The sequence below is a fragment of the Colwellia sp. PAMC 20917 genome, assembly GCF_001767295.1.
Taxonomy (GTDB): domain Bacteria; phylum Pseudomonadota; class Gammaproteobacteria; order Enterobacterales; family Alteromonadaceae; genus Colwellia_A.
Genome location: NZ_CP014944.1, coordinates 210,703 through 229,750, shown reverse-complemented (window position 1 = coordinate 229,750; position 19,048 = coordinate 210,703). Strand labels below are relative to the sequence as shown.

General features: G+C 38.0%; 15 protein-coding genes. 3 read left to right on the top strand and 12 right to left on the bottom strand.

The annotated features are described in order from the left end of the window. Nucleotides 1-17: 17 nt before the first annotated feature. The gene (locus tag A3Q34_RS01010; protein ID WP_070373674.1) at nucleotides 18-965 is read right to left on the bottom strand and encodes a hypothetical protein; all 948 of its coding nucleotides are present in this window, start codon (nucleotides 963-965) and stop codon (nucleotides 18-20) included. A gap of 365 nt (nucleotides 966-1,330) precedes the next feature. Here A3Q34_RS01010 and A3Q34_RS01005 point away from each other — a divergent pair, with 365 nt between their 5' ends. Together A3Q34_RS01005 and A3Q34_RS19920 are read left to right on the top strand one after the other, a co-directional pair. Continuing rightward, complete coding sequence (locus tag A3Q34_RS01005) at nucleotides 1,331-4,858, top strand: M36 family metallopeptidase (protein WP_070373673.1); 3,528 nt, start codon at nucleotides 1,331-1,333, stop codon at nucleotides 4,856-4,858. 622 nt (nucleotides 4,859-5,480) lie between these two features. Further along, nucleotides 5,481-5,639 (top strand): PEP-CTERM sorting domain-containing protein, encoded by a 159-nt coding sequence (locus A3Q34_RS19920; RefSeq protein ID WP_083277847.1) that lies wholly within the window; start codon nucleotides 5,481-5,483, stop codon nucleotides 5,637-5,639. A 440-nt stretch (nucleotides 5,640-6,079) separates the two neighbouring features. Here the strand turns inward: A3Q34_RS19920 and A3Q34_RS01000 are convergent, their stop codons facing one another. Together A3Q34_RS01000 and A3Q34_RS00995 are read right to left on the bottom strand one after the other, a co-directional pair. Beyond that, nucleotides 6,080-8,146: a S8 family serine peptidase gene (locus A3Q34_RS01000; RefSeq protein ID WP_070373672.1), complete on the bottom strand. Its 2,067-nt coding sequence runs from the start codon at nucleotides 8,144-8,146 to the stop codon at nucleotides 6,080-6,082. A gap of 320 nt (nucleotides 8,147-8,466) precedes the next feature. Continuing rightward, nucleotides 8,467-8,775, bottom strand: a complete 309-nt coding sequence (locus A3Q34_RS00995; RefSeq protein WP_070373671.1) for a hypothetical protein — start codon at nucleotides 8,773-8,775, stop codon at nucleotides 8,467-8,469. 309 nt (nucleotides 8,776-9,084) lie between these two features. Between A3Q34_RS00995 and A3Q34_RS00990 the strand changes: the two genes are divergently transcribed. Next, nucleotides 9,085-11,079 carry a TonB-dependent receptor plug domain-containing protein gene (locus A3Q34_RS00990; RefSeq protein ID WP_070373670.1) on the top strand — a complete coding sequence of 665 codons (1,995 nt, stop codon included), beginning with the start codon at nucleotides 9,085-9,087 and terminating at the stop codon, nucleotides 11,077-11,079. A gap of 71 nt (nucleotides 11,080-11,150) precedes the next feature. Here A3Q34_RS00990 and A3Q34_RS00985 read toward each other — a convergent pair whose 3' ends face one another. The 9 genes from A3Q34_RS00985 to A3Q34_RS00945 all read right to left on the bottom strand — a co-directional run bounded on the left by A3Q34_RS00985 (nucleotide 11,151) and on the right by A3Q34_RS00945 (nucleotide 18,950). Continuing rightward, nucleotides 11,151-11,531 (bottom strand): STAS/SEC14 domain-containing protein, encoded by a 381-nt coding sequence (locus tag A3Q34_RS00985; protein WP_070373669.1) that lies wholly within the window; start codon nucleotides 11,529-11,531, stop codon nucleotides 11,151-11,153. A gap of 124 nt (nucleotides 11,532-11,655) precedes the next feature. Beyond that, complete coding sequence (locus tag A3Q34_RS20760; RefSeq protein ID WP_070373668.1) at nucleotides 11,656-15,009, bottom strand: complex I subunit 5 family protein; 3,354 nt, start codon at nucleotides 15,007-15,009, stop codon at nucleotides 11,656-11,658. Between the two features lie 37 nt (nucleotides 15,010-15,046). Beyond that, the gene (locus A3Q34_RS00975) at nucleotides 15,047-16,540 is read right to left on the bottom strand and encodes a complex I subunit 5 family protein (RefSeq protein WP_083277846.1); all 1,494 of its coding nucleotides are present in this window, start codon (nucleotides 16,538-16,540) and stop codon (nucleotides 15,047-15,049) included. After that, a complete protein-coding gene (locus A3Q34_RS00970) occupies nucleotides 16,503-16,862 on the bottom strand; it encodes an NADH-quinone oxidoreductase subunit K (RefSeq protein WP_070373667.1) in 360 nt (119 codons plus the stop codon). Before A3Q34_RS00970 ends, A3Q34_RS00975 begins: the two co-directional genes overlap by 38 nt. After that, on the bottom strand, nucleotides 16,862-17,545 hold the full coding sequence (locus A3Q34_RS00965; RefSeq protein WP_070373666.1) for a Na(+)/H(+) antiporter subunit B: 684 nt from the start codon (nucleotides 17,543-17,545) through the stop codon (nucleotides 16,862-16,864). Before A3Q34_RS00965 ends, A3Q34_RS00970 begins: the two co-directional genes overlap by 1 nt. Further along, the gene (locus A3Q34_RS00960) at nucleotides 17,542-17,817 is read right to left on the bottom strand and encodes a DUF4040 domain-containing protein (RefSeq protein WP_070373665.1); all 276 of its coding nucleotides are present in this window, start codon (nucleotides 17,815-17,817) and stop codon (nucleotides 17,542-17,544) included. Before A3Q34_RS00960 ends, A3Q34_RS00965 begins: the two co-directional genes overlap by 4 nt. Then, a complete protein-coding gene (mnhG, locus tag A3Q34_RS00955) occupies nucleotides 17,814-18,140 on the bottom strand; it encodes a monovalent cation/H(+) antiporter subunit G (RefSeq protein WP_070373664.1) in 327 nt (108 codons plus the stop codon). The genes A3Q34_RS00960 and mnhG overlap by 4 nt, the downstream gene beginning before the upstream one ends. Further along, nucleotides 18,130-18,426 (bottom strand): monovalent cation/H+ antiporter complex subunit F, encoded by a 297-nt coding sequence (locus A3Q34_RS00950; protein ID WP_070373663.1) that lies wholly within the window; start codon nucleotides 18,424-18,426, stop codon nucleotides 18,130-18,132. Before A3Q34_RS00950 ends, mnhG begins: the two co-directional genes overlap by 11 nt. Next, nucleotides 18,426-18,950, bottom strand: a complete 525-nt coding sequence (locus tag A3Q34_RS00945) for a Na+/H+ antiporter subunit E (RefSeq protein ID WP_070373662.1) — start codon at nucleotides 18,948-18,950, stop codon at nucleotides 18,426-18,428. Before A3Q34_RS00945 ends, A3Q34_RS00950 begins: the two co-directional genes overlap by 1 nt. Nucleotides 18,951-19,048 lie beyond the last annotated feature (98 nt).

The window sequence follows — 19,048 nt, the reverse complement described above, 5'->3', positions numbered from 1 at the left end:
CAAGTTAGTCAGTAAAATTACAAGCCAATAGCTAAGTCGCTTGCCAAAGTGCTTACCACTTCAGCGGCAGTTGCTGCAGCAATCTCAGCGTTAACCTGCTCAGTAACTACACGACTAATTTGGCTATTCACGTCTTGAGTGATAACACTTTGCGTGTCGCTGGTAATTGAATTAACAATATTGGCATTAATACTTTGCTCTAATACTTGTGTGGTTTGTGCTGCTGCATCTGCAGCGGCAATGTTTTGCAAATCTCCTGACAAACTCTGCGACAGTTGCGAGGTACCAGTTAAAGAGGTGGCGGTATCTAACGCATTAGCATTTTGTAAGCCTCCTGACATATTTTCAAACATGCCTTGCGATAAACTCTGCGACAGCTGCGACGTATTAGCAAAAGACGTTTGGCTATCAAGGTTGGACGCCCTAGCAACCTCTTCAGATTCAGCTAAGTCTTCATCAGGTGTCGTTTCATTCTCTTGGGGAATATCATTTTCTGGAAGCTCTGTTGTGCTAACTTGGGTAAGTGATTGGTTCAGTGATTGGTTCAGTGATTGGCTCAACGTGGCCGCAACACCAGCGGTTATATTGACAGTGCTTCCCATATTATTTGTTAGGGTTGTAATCATCTGATTATTGCTATCAAAAGCTTTAGCGCTTGTTGCATTAATGCCATTACTGACTTGCTGCTCTGTTGGTTCGCTTTGCGCTGGTTCACTTGGAGCAGAGGCTTGCGGATTGTTGTCTGTGTTATTAGCCGTAACTTGTGTATTACTCGTTGCGGAACTGTCTGAATGTGCCGACATTTGTGCTGAATTATCAGTGCTATCAATTCCTTGAGATAATTGAGTATTCTGATTAACTTGGGCGTCTTGATTAATTTGAATAGTGTTTGCTTGTGCAACACTTACCCAACAACTTAATCCGCTTACTACCAATACTTTTGCAATTTTATTTAATGAAGTCATGTTTGCTTCCTCTAAGGTTTGTTTATGTTAATGACACTTAGATAACGGATGATGTGAGATATTTATTCCAAGTTTATTTAAATAAAAATACAAATTTAAAGTCTTTGTTTTTTTAAGTTTATATTTCAATGCTTTAAGTGAGTTTTTATTTTACCTTGTTCTTCTACATAGATAAGCAGTAATAACACTGGGGGTTAATACCTAGCGTAAAAGAGGGGAATACCTGATTATTTTTTGTCTGAGAAATGGGCACCCTAGCTAAGTAAATAATTTTCTTACCCATAAAGTGTCCATGAAAGCGAATGATGTTGACTTATATGTTTAATTATCATGCTCAAGGTCACAAATAATAAAAGGTGATTACAATGAAGAATACATTAATATCAAGTGCCATTGCTTTTGCATTGACTGTTCCGCTAAGCGTTATATCTAGTCAAGTTCATGCATCAACAAGCGGTATCATTACTGGTAGTAATACTGCCAATAAAATCTTAAATTTTGACGTTGCTGGTGTACCAAACATTAATCAAATTCAAGATACTGGCCTAAATACCTTAATGAGTTTAAGCGCTGATCAGGCTCAAGCCATCAGTCACTTTCAAGCAGCTAATCCAAACGCACAGGTAAATATCAATCAAGCGACAGGGACTGTTGATGCTATTACCGGCATGACCGTTAAAACGGCGGGTACCTCTGTTGAGAATATGGCGCGTAATTTCATTACCGACAATCAGCAAATTTTTGAAGGTTTAAGCAATGACCAACTGAAATATAATCGTAATCGCTCTAAAGCGGCATTAGGTGGACAAGTTGTTCGTTTCGATCAAGTTGTCGATGGTATTCTTGTTGATGGCAATGGTTTAGGTGTTGTTATTGATGGTAACAACAACGTTCGCGCCATTATGGGTCCTTATCAAAAAGCCCTTACCGTAGCGGGTCAACCGGGATTATCTGCTGATGATGCGGTGTTAATGGCAACGCGTAATCTTGTACAATTTCAAAAGAATATCCCCGCAGAGGCTATGTCAATACTAACCCCGGCCTATGAATTAATAGCAGCAGAGCTAGGTGTGTTTAAAACACCGATACCAGAGCTGCGCATAGTGCAAACGGCTGATAGCCATAGTTTAGTTTGGCAGTTTTATTACTACTCAACGAATCCTTTTGGCGTATTTAAATACATGGTTGATGCACAAACCGGTGAGATAGTTTACCGCGAAGATCAAGTTCGCACGGCCGAAGAGCCACAACCAACCGATCAATTTGCTGATTATTTTCCGACTTTCCCACCGATCACTAAAGAATTACAAGACTCTTGTGAAATTGTTGATGCAGATGGCGGTTTAACGGGCACACCTGAAGGGTTATTGCGCATTAAATTAAGAAAATTTGATGAAACTAACCGAGTAACAGGTGTTGGCAGTGTATTAACGGGTACTAATGCACTTATTCTTAATGCTTCATCGAGCAAATTGCCATTCGCTCAAGCGGCTTTAGGCACTTATTATTTTGACCAAGACGCTGCACCTCTTTATGGCCGCGTTAATGAAAAAGATCATACTGCTGAGCCTGCACAGCAATTCGACGGTATTAGTCAATTTATATATATCACTAACTTAATGGAATATTTAGACTATTTGCACAAAGATGGTGACGATGTTCATGCTAGAGGGTTTGGCAGTGGTAGTTTTCCTGATCAATACCCTAATGAGTCAACGCCTTTAGTAGGTGTCGTTCATATACCTAACGTGTTTATGGCACTAGAAGCTCAAGATATAGACTTTAGTGATCCTGAGCTTTTAAATAAAATAGTAAACTTAGATAATGCTTTTGCTATACCCCTTACACAAGAAATTGGTGGTCAGGAAGTGGTTGTTAACCCAACATTTTATGGTCATGGTTATTACTTTAACAACTTAGCAATAGATTTTAGTGTACCAATGCACGAAGGTACGCATGCGACTATCACACCTATTGCTGGCTTTGAAGGTAGCCCTGAAGGTGGCGCCTTGAACGAAGGGCAAGCCGATTTATGGGCTTATACTATAGGTGAAACACCTGATTTAGGTAGTTACCCAGTTGCAGGTTGTGGGTTAAGAGACTTATTACGCGAAAATGGTACAGATCCTGATTCTTTTGAATATATTCGAAGTGGCCAAAGCCAATTACGTTATTCACAATTAGGCACACGCGGTGACGACTTTGAAGTACACAGAGATGGCGAAATATATGCCGGCGCGATGTGGGACTTACGAGAAATTATGCTAGAGATGTATCCAGCTAATGACTTTGCTCGCCCAGATCCAACAACGGGTGAAGCAACACAGTTAACCAGTTTAGGTAAAGAAACTTGGGAACGTATTTTCCTTGGCTCTATGTATGTTTTAGGTGTTAGTGCGCCAGATACCTTTGTTAAAGCGCGAGATGCGGCATTAACAGCTGACGCTATGCTATATCCAACTGACTCTGTTGATGCTAAATCTCTAGGTCAACATCATGCTATTATTGAACGTGTATTTGCCGCTCGTGAATTGGGATTAAACGCTTCAGCTCCATTAGGTGGTGTGCAGATGATTTCAACAGCGGTAAGTGAATTTACTGCGGATCAAGAAGCACCAGCTGCACCACAAAATATTGTTGCAACGATTACCACACCAGACACGATTGAAGTGACTTGGAATGAAGTAGATAATGCCATTGGCTATCAAATATTAAAGCGTAAAGGTGGCAGTCCAGCTCGTTTATTCGCTGGTGTACCGGGTCGTGAATATGTCGACGGCGATATAGAAAACAATGGCTATACCCATGTAGAGTTTGTATCAAATGCTAGTTACAGTGATAAAGGTCAAGGCTTTGGTCGTGGCGCTGGTCAAGGTATTGATGCTTATGATTATCAATATGTTGTTCGTGCTATTGAAGTTAACGCTTCGGGTCAAGTTGGTTTTTCTAAATTGTCAGGTACGGCGATGACTCAGTTAAAAACAACGGATATTACTGATAACATTGAATATAAATTCAGTAATTATTTAGTACCTGATGGTCAGGTTAGTATTGATTATACGTTAACAAATACAGGTGACGTGGATTTATTTGGCCCTATCAACTTTAATATTGTTTCGATTAATAACACTAGAGTGACTTTGGATAATGCTGATAATGGGGGTACTGGCCAAGATGGAGATACCGCAACGTTTACGTATAACGAATCTTTAGCACCAGGAATGGATTCTTCTGCTCGTACTTATGTATTTAACAACCCAAGGTTTGAACAGTTTACCTTTACGGCTGAAGTGTTCGCTAAAGTACTAATGCCATCACAAGCGGCTAATGGTAGTCAAGCACCTGTTGATAAATCACCAAGTGCTGATCGTACCGTGGTTTATCATAATATCTCTGAGCATAAAGGCTTAGTTGCTATTGGCACTACAGACGTAGAAGTTGCTGACGGTGTTGATTATGTTGATGTGGTCTTTACAGCACAGACAAGTGCACAAAGTATTGTTGCAACCTTAACAGCAGATACTGAAGTGGGTGGAGCCTATCCAGATTTGGATTTCTCAATGCTCGACAGTGAAGGTAATGTCATGGTTACTTCAGGTAACTTAGGCCCTTCAGAGCAGGTAGGTAGTACGGTTGTTGGTGGCGAAAGCTACACCTTGCGTGTTAAAGGTTATGCCAATGGTCCAACTCAATTTACTATTGTGCTAGACCAAATGGTACTAAATGAATCAGATGCGAGTACCGAAGCAAGTACTGCTGAGTCTGCTGTAGGTTCTGTGGAATTAGTTGAGTTTGTAGTAAACCCAGCTAATGGCACGATTATGGTCGTTGAACCTGACGATGTGAAGTCAGTAACTGCTGCGCCAATGATGGGTACAACAGCGACACTTTAATCATTTACTAAAAAAAGTAATAGCCCACTTAGTGATATAAGTGGGCTTTTTTTTGTCTTTTTTTTGCTAAAAGTGTTTTGCCACCCACCAAAAAATATCTTATTAGTGAGGAATCAACGAGAAGAGAAGGTACAAATATACGTATTGAAAAAATAGTGCATCCATTATTTAATTATCCATCCTGATGGTCAAGTGGCTACTACTTTTAAGCAGAATTGTTAAGTTAAACAAGCTGCACTTTCTTTGTTTTTATTTAAACACCCTATATTGCTCTCTATTATTGAAAATGATCGTTGCAATTTATTATTTTCACTACTAATTTTTGATGAAATCGATAAAGTGGCTTTGGTACGCAATTTTTTACAAAGTCTGGTATACAAAACGGGCACCAGATGCATTTTCACTAGTAGTTAATCTTGAGTGCAACGTTTGGTGGAAATGCTAACGCCGGAATAATTACTCTTTCAACTATTGCTATGTTGTGGAGTCAAGTTGGAAATGGCGTAGCTATTGGATTTATTAATTTTACTCCATTAAGTGGTTATTTTTATTGCGAAAGTTCACATTGCTGGCAATAGAGGCAGGGACGACCGATTTTTCGGTAGTGGTAAATTAATTTACCGTGAGTGACCCATTAGATTTTTTCGCTGTAGCAACGCCTGTTAACGCTGATGCCTTGGGTCAAGTATCAGCATCAGTAACCGATGTTCCTGAGCCGTCCATATTAGCAATATTTGCGTTAGGGCTGATGGGATTAATGACGAGGTCTTTAAAAAAATAATCTTAATTTAGGGTTTTAATCTTTGATTATAAAAGCGCTAATCGTCATGGTTAGCGCTTTTTTTAACCGTTATTTAATTGGTGTTAGTGATAAAAATCCGTAAACTTTTGTCAGCTGAAGTTATAATCAAATTAAAGGTCTTAACGCTCATTTTATTGGATATCGACGGTATTACGCTATTAATTGTTAACATTCATCTTTACGTTCGTGTTAATAAACCTTTTTGATACTCATCTAGTACATTACAACGTATCGCTTTTTTGGCTTTAGTGAGCGTTAAAGGTAGTGACTCTACTGTCTTATTTGTGCAAGAAACGCTAAACGAGAAAGTAGCATTGATGATTACTGACTAGGTTGAAAAAAATAGAGAAAATAAATAAAAATTAGCCATAAAAAAAGCCGCTAGGTTAATCTAGCGGCTTAATACTTAAACTAAATAATTAATCATTAGTTTCAAGTTTTGATGTTGTTACTGCAATCGTATAGTCAGTAGCTACTGAAATATAACCATTAACGCGTAGCGTATAAAGTCCACCGCTAGTTGGGCGAAAGTTAATTTCTTCAGGGTTATCTAAAGAGGCGCTGTTAGCGACAACTTCACCCGCTTCGTTAAGCAAGTCAAAATCTAAATCTGCAACACCTGACCAGGTTAACACAGCATTAAGCATAGAAACGTTGTCTGTCAGCTGTATATCATGGTCTGATACTTCCATATTTTCATATGATGGGCCAACTGAACCGGCAAAGGTACTGTCAGTTTCTATAATGACTGCAGCTGAGTCGACTAATTGACCGTCGAGTAAAATACCGTCAAATGAAACTGTACCGTTAACGCGTTTAAGACTTATGCTATGAACACTATCGGTAGATAAATCTCTAAATGCAACGGTTTTAACTTGACGTTGAGGTGAATAATAATCTAATAAACCTTGGCTTTTACCATCAAGAAATAATTCGGCATGACCGTTTCTATTATTAGTTATATATTTTAATTGAACACTATCACCAATGAAATCAAAGCTAATTTGCGCGTTTCTACGTCGTGTTTGCTTAAAAGTGCCATCTGACGATAAGGTACTATTTTTTACAGCCCAACGTTTTTTGTAATTAATATTGTTATCAGTTTCAGAAACTTCAGACCAAACGCCTTGGCTTGACCAGCCAGTTTGTCCGTTGATAAAGTCTGCTCTTTCGCCGATAGTAACTCTGGCCAAATCTACAGCTGCTTTTACGTTAATATGACCCGCACCCACTTGATGAACTTTATAACCCGGCATTTCATCTGCGCTGTCTTTTAAAATTTGTTCAACTTGATCGGGTGATAACAGTGGATTCACTTCCAACAATAAACCGACCACACCAGCAACAAATGGTGTTGCCATTGACGTACCACTCATACTTGCGTAGTACAGGTGATATTCTGGATGAGCAGGGTCGATTATAGGACCTGCAGCGCCCAATGGCGTGTTAAGTGCTCGTGTTGATACAATCGCGCTACCTGGCGCAGTAATATCAGGTGTTTTAATCCAGTCACCTTCAACGCCTCGGCTTGAAAAATCAGCTAATTGACGGTCTGTTGTGCCAGCAGCAACGTTAATAACCCATGGAGCAATTGCATATTGATTAAGGGTGTTGTCATCTGGGCCACTATTAGAAGCGGCAAATGTCACTACGATGCCTTTTTTGTAAGCTTGATAAGAAGCTTGATTGGTTGGATTATTTGGATCAAAGCTTGCGCCGTCACCTCCACCCCAACTGTTAGTTATTACATCTATGCTATAACGTTCGCTATTAGCGATTGCATAATCAAAGCCAGCAATAGCATAAAGAATTGAAATCGCTTCACCAGCTCCTAGACCCACCAAAGTTGCTTTTGGGGCGATGCCTGCCTGGTAAAAACTTCTACGTTCATCATCTCTTGATGCATCACCGCTACCGGCAACAGTGCCGCCAACATGTGTACCGTGTCCTGAACTCGTATCCGAATTTGGCACACCTTCTAAAAATAAGTTCTTACCACCAGCAAAATCAAGATCACCAGCAATTTTAACATTTTGGATAGTTTTTTCACCGAGTAATAAATCAGGGTGTGTTGCATCAACACCTGAATCTAGTACTGCAATCGTTGAACCTTCACCATAAACACCATAATCGTCATGTACTAGATGACCACTGGTAATTTCGCCAGAGTTATAGTTGTAATATTCTAAAGGCGCATCAAAATAAATACTCTTAACCCGTGAGTCTTTAGCTAAGCTATTGATTTGGCTTCGAGTTAAAGAAGTTCCTGCCATAGGTAATACTTTTAACGCTAAATAAGGAACGTTTAAAGTTGCCATAACATTATCGAGTTCATTGTAATGGTGAGTTGAAACAATCACTTTAGTACTTTGAACTAAAGTGGGTAACAAGGTTTGTAATTTTGAGCCAATAAGCGCATCAGCATTAACATTAAATGTGGTCGCAGCAAGTACACTAACCGATAGTGCCAAAAGTGTCTTTTTCATTTTCTTATACCTTTTGAATGATTATAATTTTGAATGATTTTAATTTCATTAACTTAGCTACTGTGCATAATTTTTTTGAGCGTTATAATCGGGAAGAACCCCTAGGTCACTGTGATAAAACTACTTAGCAATGACTTTAACTGGCTTAAAGGGGAGTGATGAAATAATAAGGGTGACTTATATATCGGTCAGGCTTGATAAAATTAATACCTACAAATTAATGAAAGTCATAATAATTCATTGAGTTAAAATGGGGCTTGTCGAATGAATAAATGCAGGGAACTACTTATGGAAATTTTCAAATACTATGAGTTTAATCGTTAAGCCGTTTTATTACCTTGTTGTTGATTTGATTTCTTAGTTGATACATGAACACAGCCACTTTTTTTATTTGGACATCGCTTGATATATTTATTTTTTCTATTCTTATGGGGATTTTTACGTTTCGCTATAAAATCAATAATTAATCCGTTACCTATTTGATAAATTCCAGAGTTAAATGCTTTAGTCTGTTGAATTAAAGGGAGTAACGAAAATTGTGATGTTGAACTAATAAATACACCTGTATTGGTATTAATTATTTTTATAATCAATACACTAATAATCATAACAGCAATTTTATTTCTCATGACTTTATTTCTTTTAAAGTTTTATACACCAATCTACTGTGTACTATTTGGTTTGACGCTATAATCCGGAAGAACCCCTAGCTGAGATTGATAAAATCACTTAGCCATGTAGGATATTAGCTTGCTGCTAATATCCTACATGGGGCATAACATAAACTAGCGTGGTAATTTTCAATTAAATCATTGGTTTCACTTTATGCTTTTCGCTAGGGTAACCCATTTTATTTAGGTTTATATACCTTAATCAGCTTGGTTTTTTTAGGTAAACCCTCTAAGCTTTCAAGTAAAGTAAACTTAGAGACACTTCAGATGATAATACGGATAAGTGGTCCTGCTTTAGTCATTAATTTTTGTCAACGGGTTGGCTTGATATCATTATTCTTATTTACAGGCATAAGCTCTGCTGAAACAAGCTTTGAAAAACAACCATCTATTTTTGAACTGTCACTAGCAGAGCTGTTAAACGTGAGGGTTGATGTTGCTTCTTATACTTCTGAACGGATTATTCAAACTCCTGCTATAGTTTCCCGCTATGATCAAAATGATTTAACCTTGATGGGTATTAAAAGCCTAAAAGATATGTTGTCGTTTATCCCTGGCTTTGTTCTCCAAGAAAACCGAGCGGGGGGCACGCCCGTAATGATCAGAGGTATAGTGGAAGCCTTTAACCAAAAAATCCTCTTTTTAGTGGATGATGTTCCTTATTGGATGCCATCACATTCTGAAATACCGCTCTTAGGTATTCCCATCGAGGCTATTAGCCATGTCGAAGTTATAAGGGGACCTGGTGCTATTTATTATGGTACCAATGCTTCTGCAGGTGTTATTAAAATTGTCACTAAACAAAAAGCGGGCAACAGCCTAGCGGTAAATTATGACTCTAATCAAAAACTCAATGTTGGCGGTTATTACTTTCACGCTTTTAATGATGATTCTCATTTTTCACTAGGGGTTGAGTCTCAAAAAGATAACGGTTTTACCAGTTACTTCGAGGGTACGCCGCAACCCCCTTCATTTCCAAAGGGTACACCAGATTTTGATCATATTGTTATAACAGAAGAAATGACCTCTGTGCTAGCACGCTTTCGCTATTATAACTTTAATATCAACTTTCAAACGTTCGACTCAATGACCAATGATACTGACGAACCAACCCCTTTAAGCATCGCGACACAAAGAGAGCATAAGGGATATTTATTGCATATGGATAAAAGTTGGCAGTTTGAACACGCCAATATGCAAGTTTACAGTGAATATAATCAATTTTATTTACAATTCGTCTCACGAAATGTACTTAGTTTGGGCAATGACGGAGGGTTTCGCTTTGATAATAATGGTGACAACAATACCCGTTGGCGAACTGGAGTCACTTTTGATTATCATTGGAATAATCATTTAACGCTAAATAGCGGTATGGAGTTTGAAAAGCGTCGCATTGAAAATTACAATTTATATAGTGTCGCTACTAACCGCAATATATTAAGGTTAATTGAATCACAAGCAGTTGAAGAAAATGCATTATTTGGTCAAATAGATTACCAATACCAGCAATGGCGGTTTCTCATTGGCGGCCGCTACACAAATAATAGCAAAAGTGGTGATAGAGTCACCCCGCGAGTTTCAACGGTTTACCAAATTGATAATCATCAATCAATAAAACTGCTTTACTCGGTTGGTTTTAACTCACCTAATTTTACCCAATTATTTATTAATATTCCGGGCACGATAGAAGGCAATCCTAATTTAAGAGCTGAACTTGTGAAAACTACCGATCTGGCTTATTCGTATGAAAAAGATAATACGTTGTTTGTTGCTAACGCTTATTTGTTGAAAGCAGATGATTTTATTCAAAGAGGTTTCAGTAACAATCTGGTCAGTTTTTTTAATTCAGGCAGTTTTGATCGAAGTGGTATTGAATTGGATTATCAACGTGTTTTAAAAAGCTATACGTTATTTGCTAATTTTTCTTATAGCCACCAAGGAAACAGGGAAATATCTGATGATAAATTAGCTGCAATTGTCCCCAGGTTTACCACAGCTATAGGTCTATCATATCCTTGGGATACGCGACAAACTTTGGGGTTTTCATTACGCACAATCAGCAAACGAAATAAAGCGCCAGCCTCATATTTACTTAATGCAAATTATAATTATAAGACCGAGCGATATTCGTTGTTCTTTACAGTAAAAAACTTACTTGGGGAGAAAATTGTTTATCCAGATACCCAAGACTTTGTATCAGAACACTTAATTGAAGGTGATGATAATGTAAATCTGTCGTTATCACTAAAATATTTATTCTAGAGTATGAGAACTCAGTTACAACTTATCTTGATTTTTCAAATGAAAATTAAAAACTAAACAAGGAGCTTGTATTAAATCTGTTTGTTTAACCAAACTAATGCATCGTCTTCATTATCAAAATACTCTATATTTTGAACCGCTTTGGAGGGCACCCATTGTTGGTCAATACTTTTTATTACCTGCGAAGTAATAACGATAGCTTTTGCTACCATATTTTGGCCATTGAGCCACTCATTAAACTTATTAGAGATATTAAATGCGTCTGGCGTAGCACCATCCAAGTTTGAAAGATCAACAAATATCAGAAATTTACTTTGATTGAGCGACTTGATTATTGCTGATGTCTTTTGCGAGACTTCTTCAGCACCATACTCATTAAAAGAGCCTTTCAACGTTATATGTATAATATTTTCTTTTAAAATTATTGTGTTATCACCATGCTCTATCGTCAATTTGGTTCTCCAATAACATAACCATTTATTAGTCGTGTTTAGTTAATAGACTAAAGAACTGCATTGTAACTGAATTACTGTAAATATCGCGGTTTATCTTTCATTAGACAATGGCACATTTCATTTAAACACTAAAGGCCACTAATAATAAAATACAAACACCGATTAAAACGACTGACACATAGGTTGACTGCATATTCAGTGGCATGACTTCCTGAGGTGTGAGCCTTTTATTAATAAAAGACTTCAGTTGAGCCATTAAGCCTAGGTCAACAGCTTTCTCTTGCTCAATATTTGCTATTGGTTTTTCGTTTGTTGAGAAAGGCTTATTTATCGCTATTAGCTTGAATGCCTCGAGGCTGAAAATTACCCGTCCGTTTAGCTTAAAGGTCACCAGTAATTTATAGACAATAACGGCTAGAAATATTGGGATTAACGATGAGATAAAGCTGTTTAGGGTCACTAGTGATAATAAGCTGGTTAAGGTGTACTTTTCATTAAGTAAATACCAAGGCGCTAACAGTACTAGTAGGGTGTTAACTAGGCAAACGACTAGTAATGGGTATTGAGGTTTACTGTCATGGACGCTATTTTTCTGACCTTTGTAGTAAGCCATATGGATAAAACGGCACATTAATAGTCCGGTAAATAATGCACTGACAATAATCGCATATTTAAAATAAGGTAAATCACTCAACAAAGTTTTGACTTCATTTTTAGCGAAAAATCCACTGGTAAATGCTGCCCCAACCAAGGATAACGCGGGTAATATCATGGTGATATAAGTCATACCACGTAAATAGGCTGACGTATTACTTTGTTTATTTAATAGTGGCGTAATTCCCACAGATAAAAACAAAGCCGACTTAGCTAACCCGTGATGAATAGCATAAAAAATAATAGCCGTGGTCATTGCATCTCTAAGTGCTGGAAAGACTAATATTACACCAAAACAGGCAGATAATATGCCCATTTGGCTTACCGTAGAATAGGCAAGTACCGCTTTAGGATCTTTTTGACTCATGCCCTTTATTGCCGCATAAAAAGCGCCAACGCCACCAATGCCAATAGTCAGTAAACCTAAGTCAGAGAATGTGGCCAGCTCATCTTGTTGAAAAGGGAAAAACTTAAGCCAACCAATCATCCCAGCTTTTACCATAAAGCCACTTAATAAGGCACTAGCGGGCACTGCAGCTACGGGGTGTGCAAGAGGTAACCAAGAATGGAAACCAAATAAGCCAATTTTTATGCCAAAACCAACAATCAGCATCAGTCCCATAAATTGTAATAACATTGGGCTAACAGTGTGTTGAGTTAAGTCCATATAATTGAGAATACAAAAAGCACTAAAAATAGCAACTTCACCGATAATGACCCACTTTATATAGACATTAGCGGCTGATATCGCTGCGACTGTTTTATCTCTAATAATGAGCACATAAGACGACAAACTCATAAAAGTAAAAAAGGTCAAAAATCCGAACATGTCTGTGCTCAGTACTAAACCAAAACTACTCGCCATGGCGACACAAAATAACGCCATAAAGTTAGATTTATTATTACCCAAATGAGGATAAAATAAAGCATACGTTGAGCTTAGTAACCATAATAGCCCCGCCAGCAATAGAAAACCTTGGCTTAGCTTATCAAGTGAAAGTTCACTACCAAAAAATAAGAACGGTATGCTTTGAAAATAATATTCAGGTTGTAAGCCCAAATAAATAGCAGGAATGGCGCAAAGTGGCATTAAATAGGTAAGTTGGATAGCTTTGGGGCGTATGATAATTAATGCGGCTAATATCAGCGGTAATATAATAGACCAAATTAACCAGCTTGACATTTGCTGAGGTAAAATCGACGATTGCAAAAAAGTTGTTGTTTGATTAAAACCAATAGATTCCGAGGTTGCGATCAGCTTTGACCAGCTTAATGCACTGTATTGACTATTAGCGAATAGTCCCGCCAAAATAGCAAAAGTTATGGTAACAACCGGTGGTAAAAGCATCATCCAATGTGCTTCAAACGTTGGTTTGTTCTCTACATGGTTTTGATGCTCAATATGTGGCTCTGTAGCTAATTCTGCGTGTTGCGTAGCATATGCCGGTGTGGATAATTGTCTTGGTAAACTGGTGTGCTCGCTATCTTGGCTTTCTTGTGATGGGGAAAGGAACCAGGCGCGATAAACCAATGGTAAGAAATAAATTGCGTTTAATAAACTACTACCCGCTAGCACTGCTATTACCCAAGCATTACCTGTTTCAATTGCGCCAACACCCAAGTACCACTTAGAAACAAAGCCCGCGATTGGCGGTATACCAATCATGCCTAAAATTGCGATGGTAAAAGCAGTCATAGTGATTGGCATTTTTTTAGCAATGCCATTTAACTGACTAACTTTATAAATATGATGTGTTTCAGCTAGCAGACCAGCACAAAAGAACATAGTGATTTTCATTAGCCCTTGATGCACTAAATGCATAATAGCGCCAACGGCAGCAATAGGACCGGCCAGTGCAATGCCTAGCGTTATATATGACACCTGACTAACCGTTGAATAGGCAAGACGCTTTTTTATATCATCTTGATAAATAGCCCTTACCGAACCATAAATAATGGTAAAACATGCAAAGACCAATAGGACTTGTAAAACACCTAAGGAACTTGCTAGGTCGACGCCATAAACATCATAAACCACACGTATAATGCCAAAAGCTCCCGCTTTTACAACCGCTACAGCATGCAGTAATGAACTCACCGGTGCGGGTGCCGCCATTGCACGAGGTAACCAACCATGCAATGGAAATAATGCCGCTTTAACCCCTAAACCTATCATCAGCATGACAAAAATAATAGTGATGGTGGTTGGGTCAATATTGGGGGTATTAAGTAAAATATCTGGCGTTGAAAAATCTAAAGCACCCGCGATAGACTTTAACCAGACAACAGCAACCATTAAGATAGCGCCACCGATCATCGTATAACGTAAATAGGTTTTACCAGACTTTAACGAATCGTCATTACCTTTATGGACAATTAATGGGTATGTCGCTAAGGTAAGCAGCTCATAAAAAATTAAAAAAGTAATTAAATTACCCGCTAAAGCGACCCCTAATGTTGAAAAAACACAGAGACTGAAAAAGCCAAAAAATCGACTTTTGTGTTTTCCTTTCTTAAAGTAACCCACGGCATAAATAGTGGTAAAAAACCATAACACGCCCGATAGTGTCACAAAGGCTAAAGACAGAGCGTCAGCTTTGAGTACTAAGTTAATATCTGGTAATAGCGGTAATCTTGTTTCAAATACTGCGCCTTGAGAAACGCCCAAAAGCATTATGCCAATTAAGATAATATTAATTGCAGCACTCGTTAAATTAACAGATGTTCTGAGTTTTTCATTTTTCTCATTGATGAGCATCATCAAAATGCCGGTACTAAAGGCAACGATTAAAATAATAAGCGGTAGCCAGTCGTTTAACATACTAATTTTCCTTGAAGCTCATTTACAACATTAATCATTAGTAACTACCGGTAATTAGGTTAGTTAACCACATCGCATTTAAACCAATAATGATGGTAATAACAGAGAGTCCAACTGCCCCTAAAAGCTTACTTTCACTGATAGCCAAAACGGTAAGTGAGTTTTCCTGAGTCGGTGTGGTAAATGCCAAGTTGAGTACTCTAAATAGATAAGCACTCGCTAATAGGCCACCAATAAAGAGGGTTAATACCCACCACCATTGTTGAGCTTCTACGGCATTATTTAATAATAACCATTTAGCAATAAAACCTCCGCTTGGCGGCAGCCCAATTAAACTAGCACTGGTTACCGCAAAAACAAAAATACTAATGGGAAGCTGTGAAGCTATGCCCTGCAGTTGTGATAATTGATCATGCCCCATCGCTTTTTGAATAACGCCAGCAGCTAAAAACATCGCGGCTTTTGCACAGCCATGGGCAACAATAAAATAAATGACTGCAGTTCGCGCTAAATCAGGCGTGGTAAACATTAACGGAAATGCGAGAAATAAATAACCAATTTGTGCAACCGTAGAGTAGGCAATTAATTGCTTTAATCTGGGTGAAGTAAAAGCCCGATATGAGCCGTAAATGACCGCCATGGCGCCAAATATACCCATTATAGTCACCGCAGTAAATGTAACCACTGGCGCAAGAATTTTAAACCAAAAGGTGAAAAGGATAAAAAATGCGGCTTTAACCACTAAAGCAGACAACATTGCACTTACTGGTGCAGAAGCATTGGAATGTGCTGAAGGTAGCCAAAAGTGTAATGGAAATAAAGCGCACTTCATCATCATACCCAAGGTAATAAGGGCTAACGCTAACTGCATACTGCTATTACTTTCCACTAAATTAGCAATCAGTTGATTGTCGAGAACGCCATAAGTACGATAAATAATAGCCACACCCAATAAATACATTAACGAACCAAACAGGCCAACTAATAGGTATTGAAATGATGCTTGTAGTGCTTGTTGCGTGCCTTGAATAGCAATTAAACTTACTGCAGAAAGCCCCAAGAGCTCGAGCATAATATAAGTATTAAAAATATCAGACGAGATAAAAATACCATTTAAGGCGGTGATTAAAAACCACCATAAAGGCCAGAAGCGGACTTCTTTTTCGTTATCATCAAAATATTGTGTGCTGTAAAATGTGATAGCTAAACCTATTGTCGAGGTCATTAACAGCATAATGGCGCTAAATTCGTTAATTGATAATCTTATGCCCAGTGGTGGCTGCCAGCCACCAATAATTAACTCAATGGCTACGGCTTGTTGTAAAACGTAACCCGCTTGTAGAGCACAGATAACCACTAACGTTATCGAGCTAATAACACTGATTAGCCGGCTTAATTTCGTATTACCTGCCACAAAGCAAATAATAGCAATAACCATAGGTAGTATCATTAATGCCGGTAATGAAAAAGTTGTAATGAAATTATTAATCAAATTAACCTCGACCTTGAGTATCATTGCTACTATTTTCATAGACCGACTCTGATTGTGTAGCCGCTTCTTCTTTTTGTACGAGTCGTGCGAACTTGGCTATTTTAGAGGCTAAGTTAAGACCTAAAGCAGTACCAGCGGCAGCAACTATTATTCCTGTTAACACCATGGCATGAGGAACAGGGTCAATAGCATTAGGGTAGGTATGCGCAATAGCAAGTAGCAACATAAAAATAGCAATACCAATAACATTTAAGCCCAATAATTTACGAATAAAGTCGCTGTTCAATAAAAAACCTAGCAAGCCAATAGCGAACAATACAATTGAGCAAAGGGTGTATAAATTAGTTTGGGATAATTCCATTACGCATGCCCTTTGTTAATCGATTCAAAACAAAGAAATAATATTAAGGCGATCGCAAAAGTTGCAAAAAATTCTATCACTAAAATACTGGCACCGGCTAACTCAACAGGAAACGTGAGAAAAGCATGAGACTGTAAATAAAGGAGTAGTATCACAGCAATAAAAGCGATTAGCCCTAACGACATTAACAAACGATAGCGTAATTTAGTAAAATCGATAACTTGTACATTTGCTAATGATAATAAAACTATACAGCCAGCTAGCAAAGCCGAAGCTTGAAAAGCGCCACCGGGCTGTGTTGAACCAATCCACAGTAAATAACCAGCCATAATAATGGTTAAGGGGATAAAGACCTTGGCGATTAGTAAGACTTGCGATTCTTCCTGAAGGGTAAAGGTCAAAACAGGGGTGTCTAGTATGTAGGGTAGCACGGCTATCGCCACCACTAAAAAAACAGCAAATTCAATAAAAGTATCGTAAGCACGATAATTTAACAGCACAGCGGTAACGATATTCGTTACACCCGTTTTATCAAGCGAAGTTAACGCTAACGCTTGTAGTTCATTATCATGTGGTGCCTGGTTAAATAAAGCAAAAATGAAAAATGCAGTAAACAGGGTGACTAAAATAATAATGAGCGTTTTTTCAATAACATCACTATTTTTGGCTAAAAATTTTATCAAAAATCACCTCGACCCTTTTTATCTGTGGGCTTATCTATTGATAGTTTGCGCCATGACGCTAGCAACATTGCTCCCGTTAAACCTGCGCCAATGGCCGCTTCAGCGATAGCAACATCAATAGCATTCAACTGGATCCAGCAAAGGGTGATCACCAGTCCAAGACTAATAAATAAGACAATGGCGGTGAACGACTGTTTGACTAAGAACATTGAGCCGGCAATAACTAAAACACAAAGACACAATAAGATATCAATCCATAATTCACTATTCATTTGTTATTGTTCCCGTTGTTGTGCTGATTACCATCATTTTCCACCATTTGTCTTCTGCGTTCATGGCGGGCCACTAAATGACAGCTCGTCGCACTTGTCAGTAATAATAATGCCCATACCAAGATGATTTTTATTGCCATAGAAACACTATTAACTTGTGGTAGTAACCCTAAGGTGATTAAACCTACGCCTAAATTATCAGATTTAGTCAGTGCATGTAGGCGACAAAATACGTCAGGAAAACGTAATAATCCTATCGTCCCAGCAATAAAAAACAGGCATCCCAATGACAACATTATAATGGTAAATATATTAGCTATCATGTTTATGACTCTCTGATGGGCTCACGTTGTCAATCGGCTGTTCTGCTAATTTTAAAAAGGCAATGACGGTAATCGATGCTAATAAGGTAAAGACTAAAGCAACGTTAGTGATAACTTCGTTATTTTGTAATACCGAAAAGACAAGAACGATTGTTGTGCCTATGGTGCCAAATAATTGTGCCGCTAACATACGGTTGGCGTTATCGGGGCCAATTAATACTCTGAGTAGCCCAACGATTAAGCAGATTAACAATAGGATAACCACGATAGTGTAAAAAAAAGTCATTACTTACTCGCTATTTTCGTCGATGAATAATTTTCATGTGGAGAAATATCTAAATGATAAAGTTCACAAATAGCGAGTTCACATTGATATATATCTTCTAATGAACTGCTGGTAACTGTTAGCACATGAACCAGTACACGTGAAGGCTCTCTAATAACACTTACCGAACCTGGCAATAAGCTAACCACGTTCATAAATAAGTTCATTGGTGAACCAGCCGGTAAATGCTTAATTGAATAGTGAATAAATTCAGGCTGTAATTTCATGTCAACAGATAATACTCGCACTGCTGTGTCGGTTCCGCCCTTTATCGATTGATAAATGAAAAACCAAATGAATTTAGGGACTTTAGCAATGTTGATGTAAAAAGTGCGATTAGCACTGTCGGTTTTTTCTGACAATTTGGCAGATACAAAAATGCTCATTGGGATAAAAACAACACCAACAAGCAATGAAGCAAGATCACCATCAGTAAGTAAAAACCAAAAGCCTGATAATAACAGGCTGGATATGAAGTAAAACAAGATTTAAGTCTTAATATTTTTATTGATCATAATATTTACAATTATAGAAGTTAACTTCAACAAAGCCTACAAAAAACTGTCATCTTTTTGGTATTTTA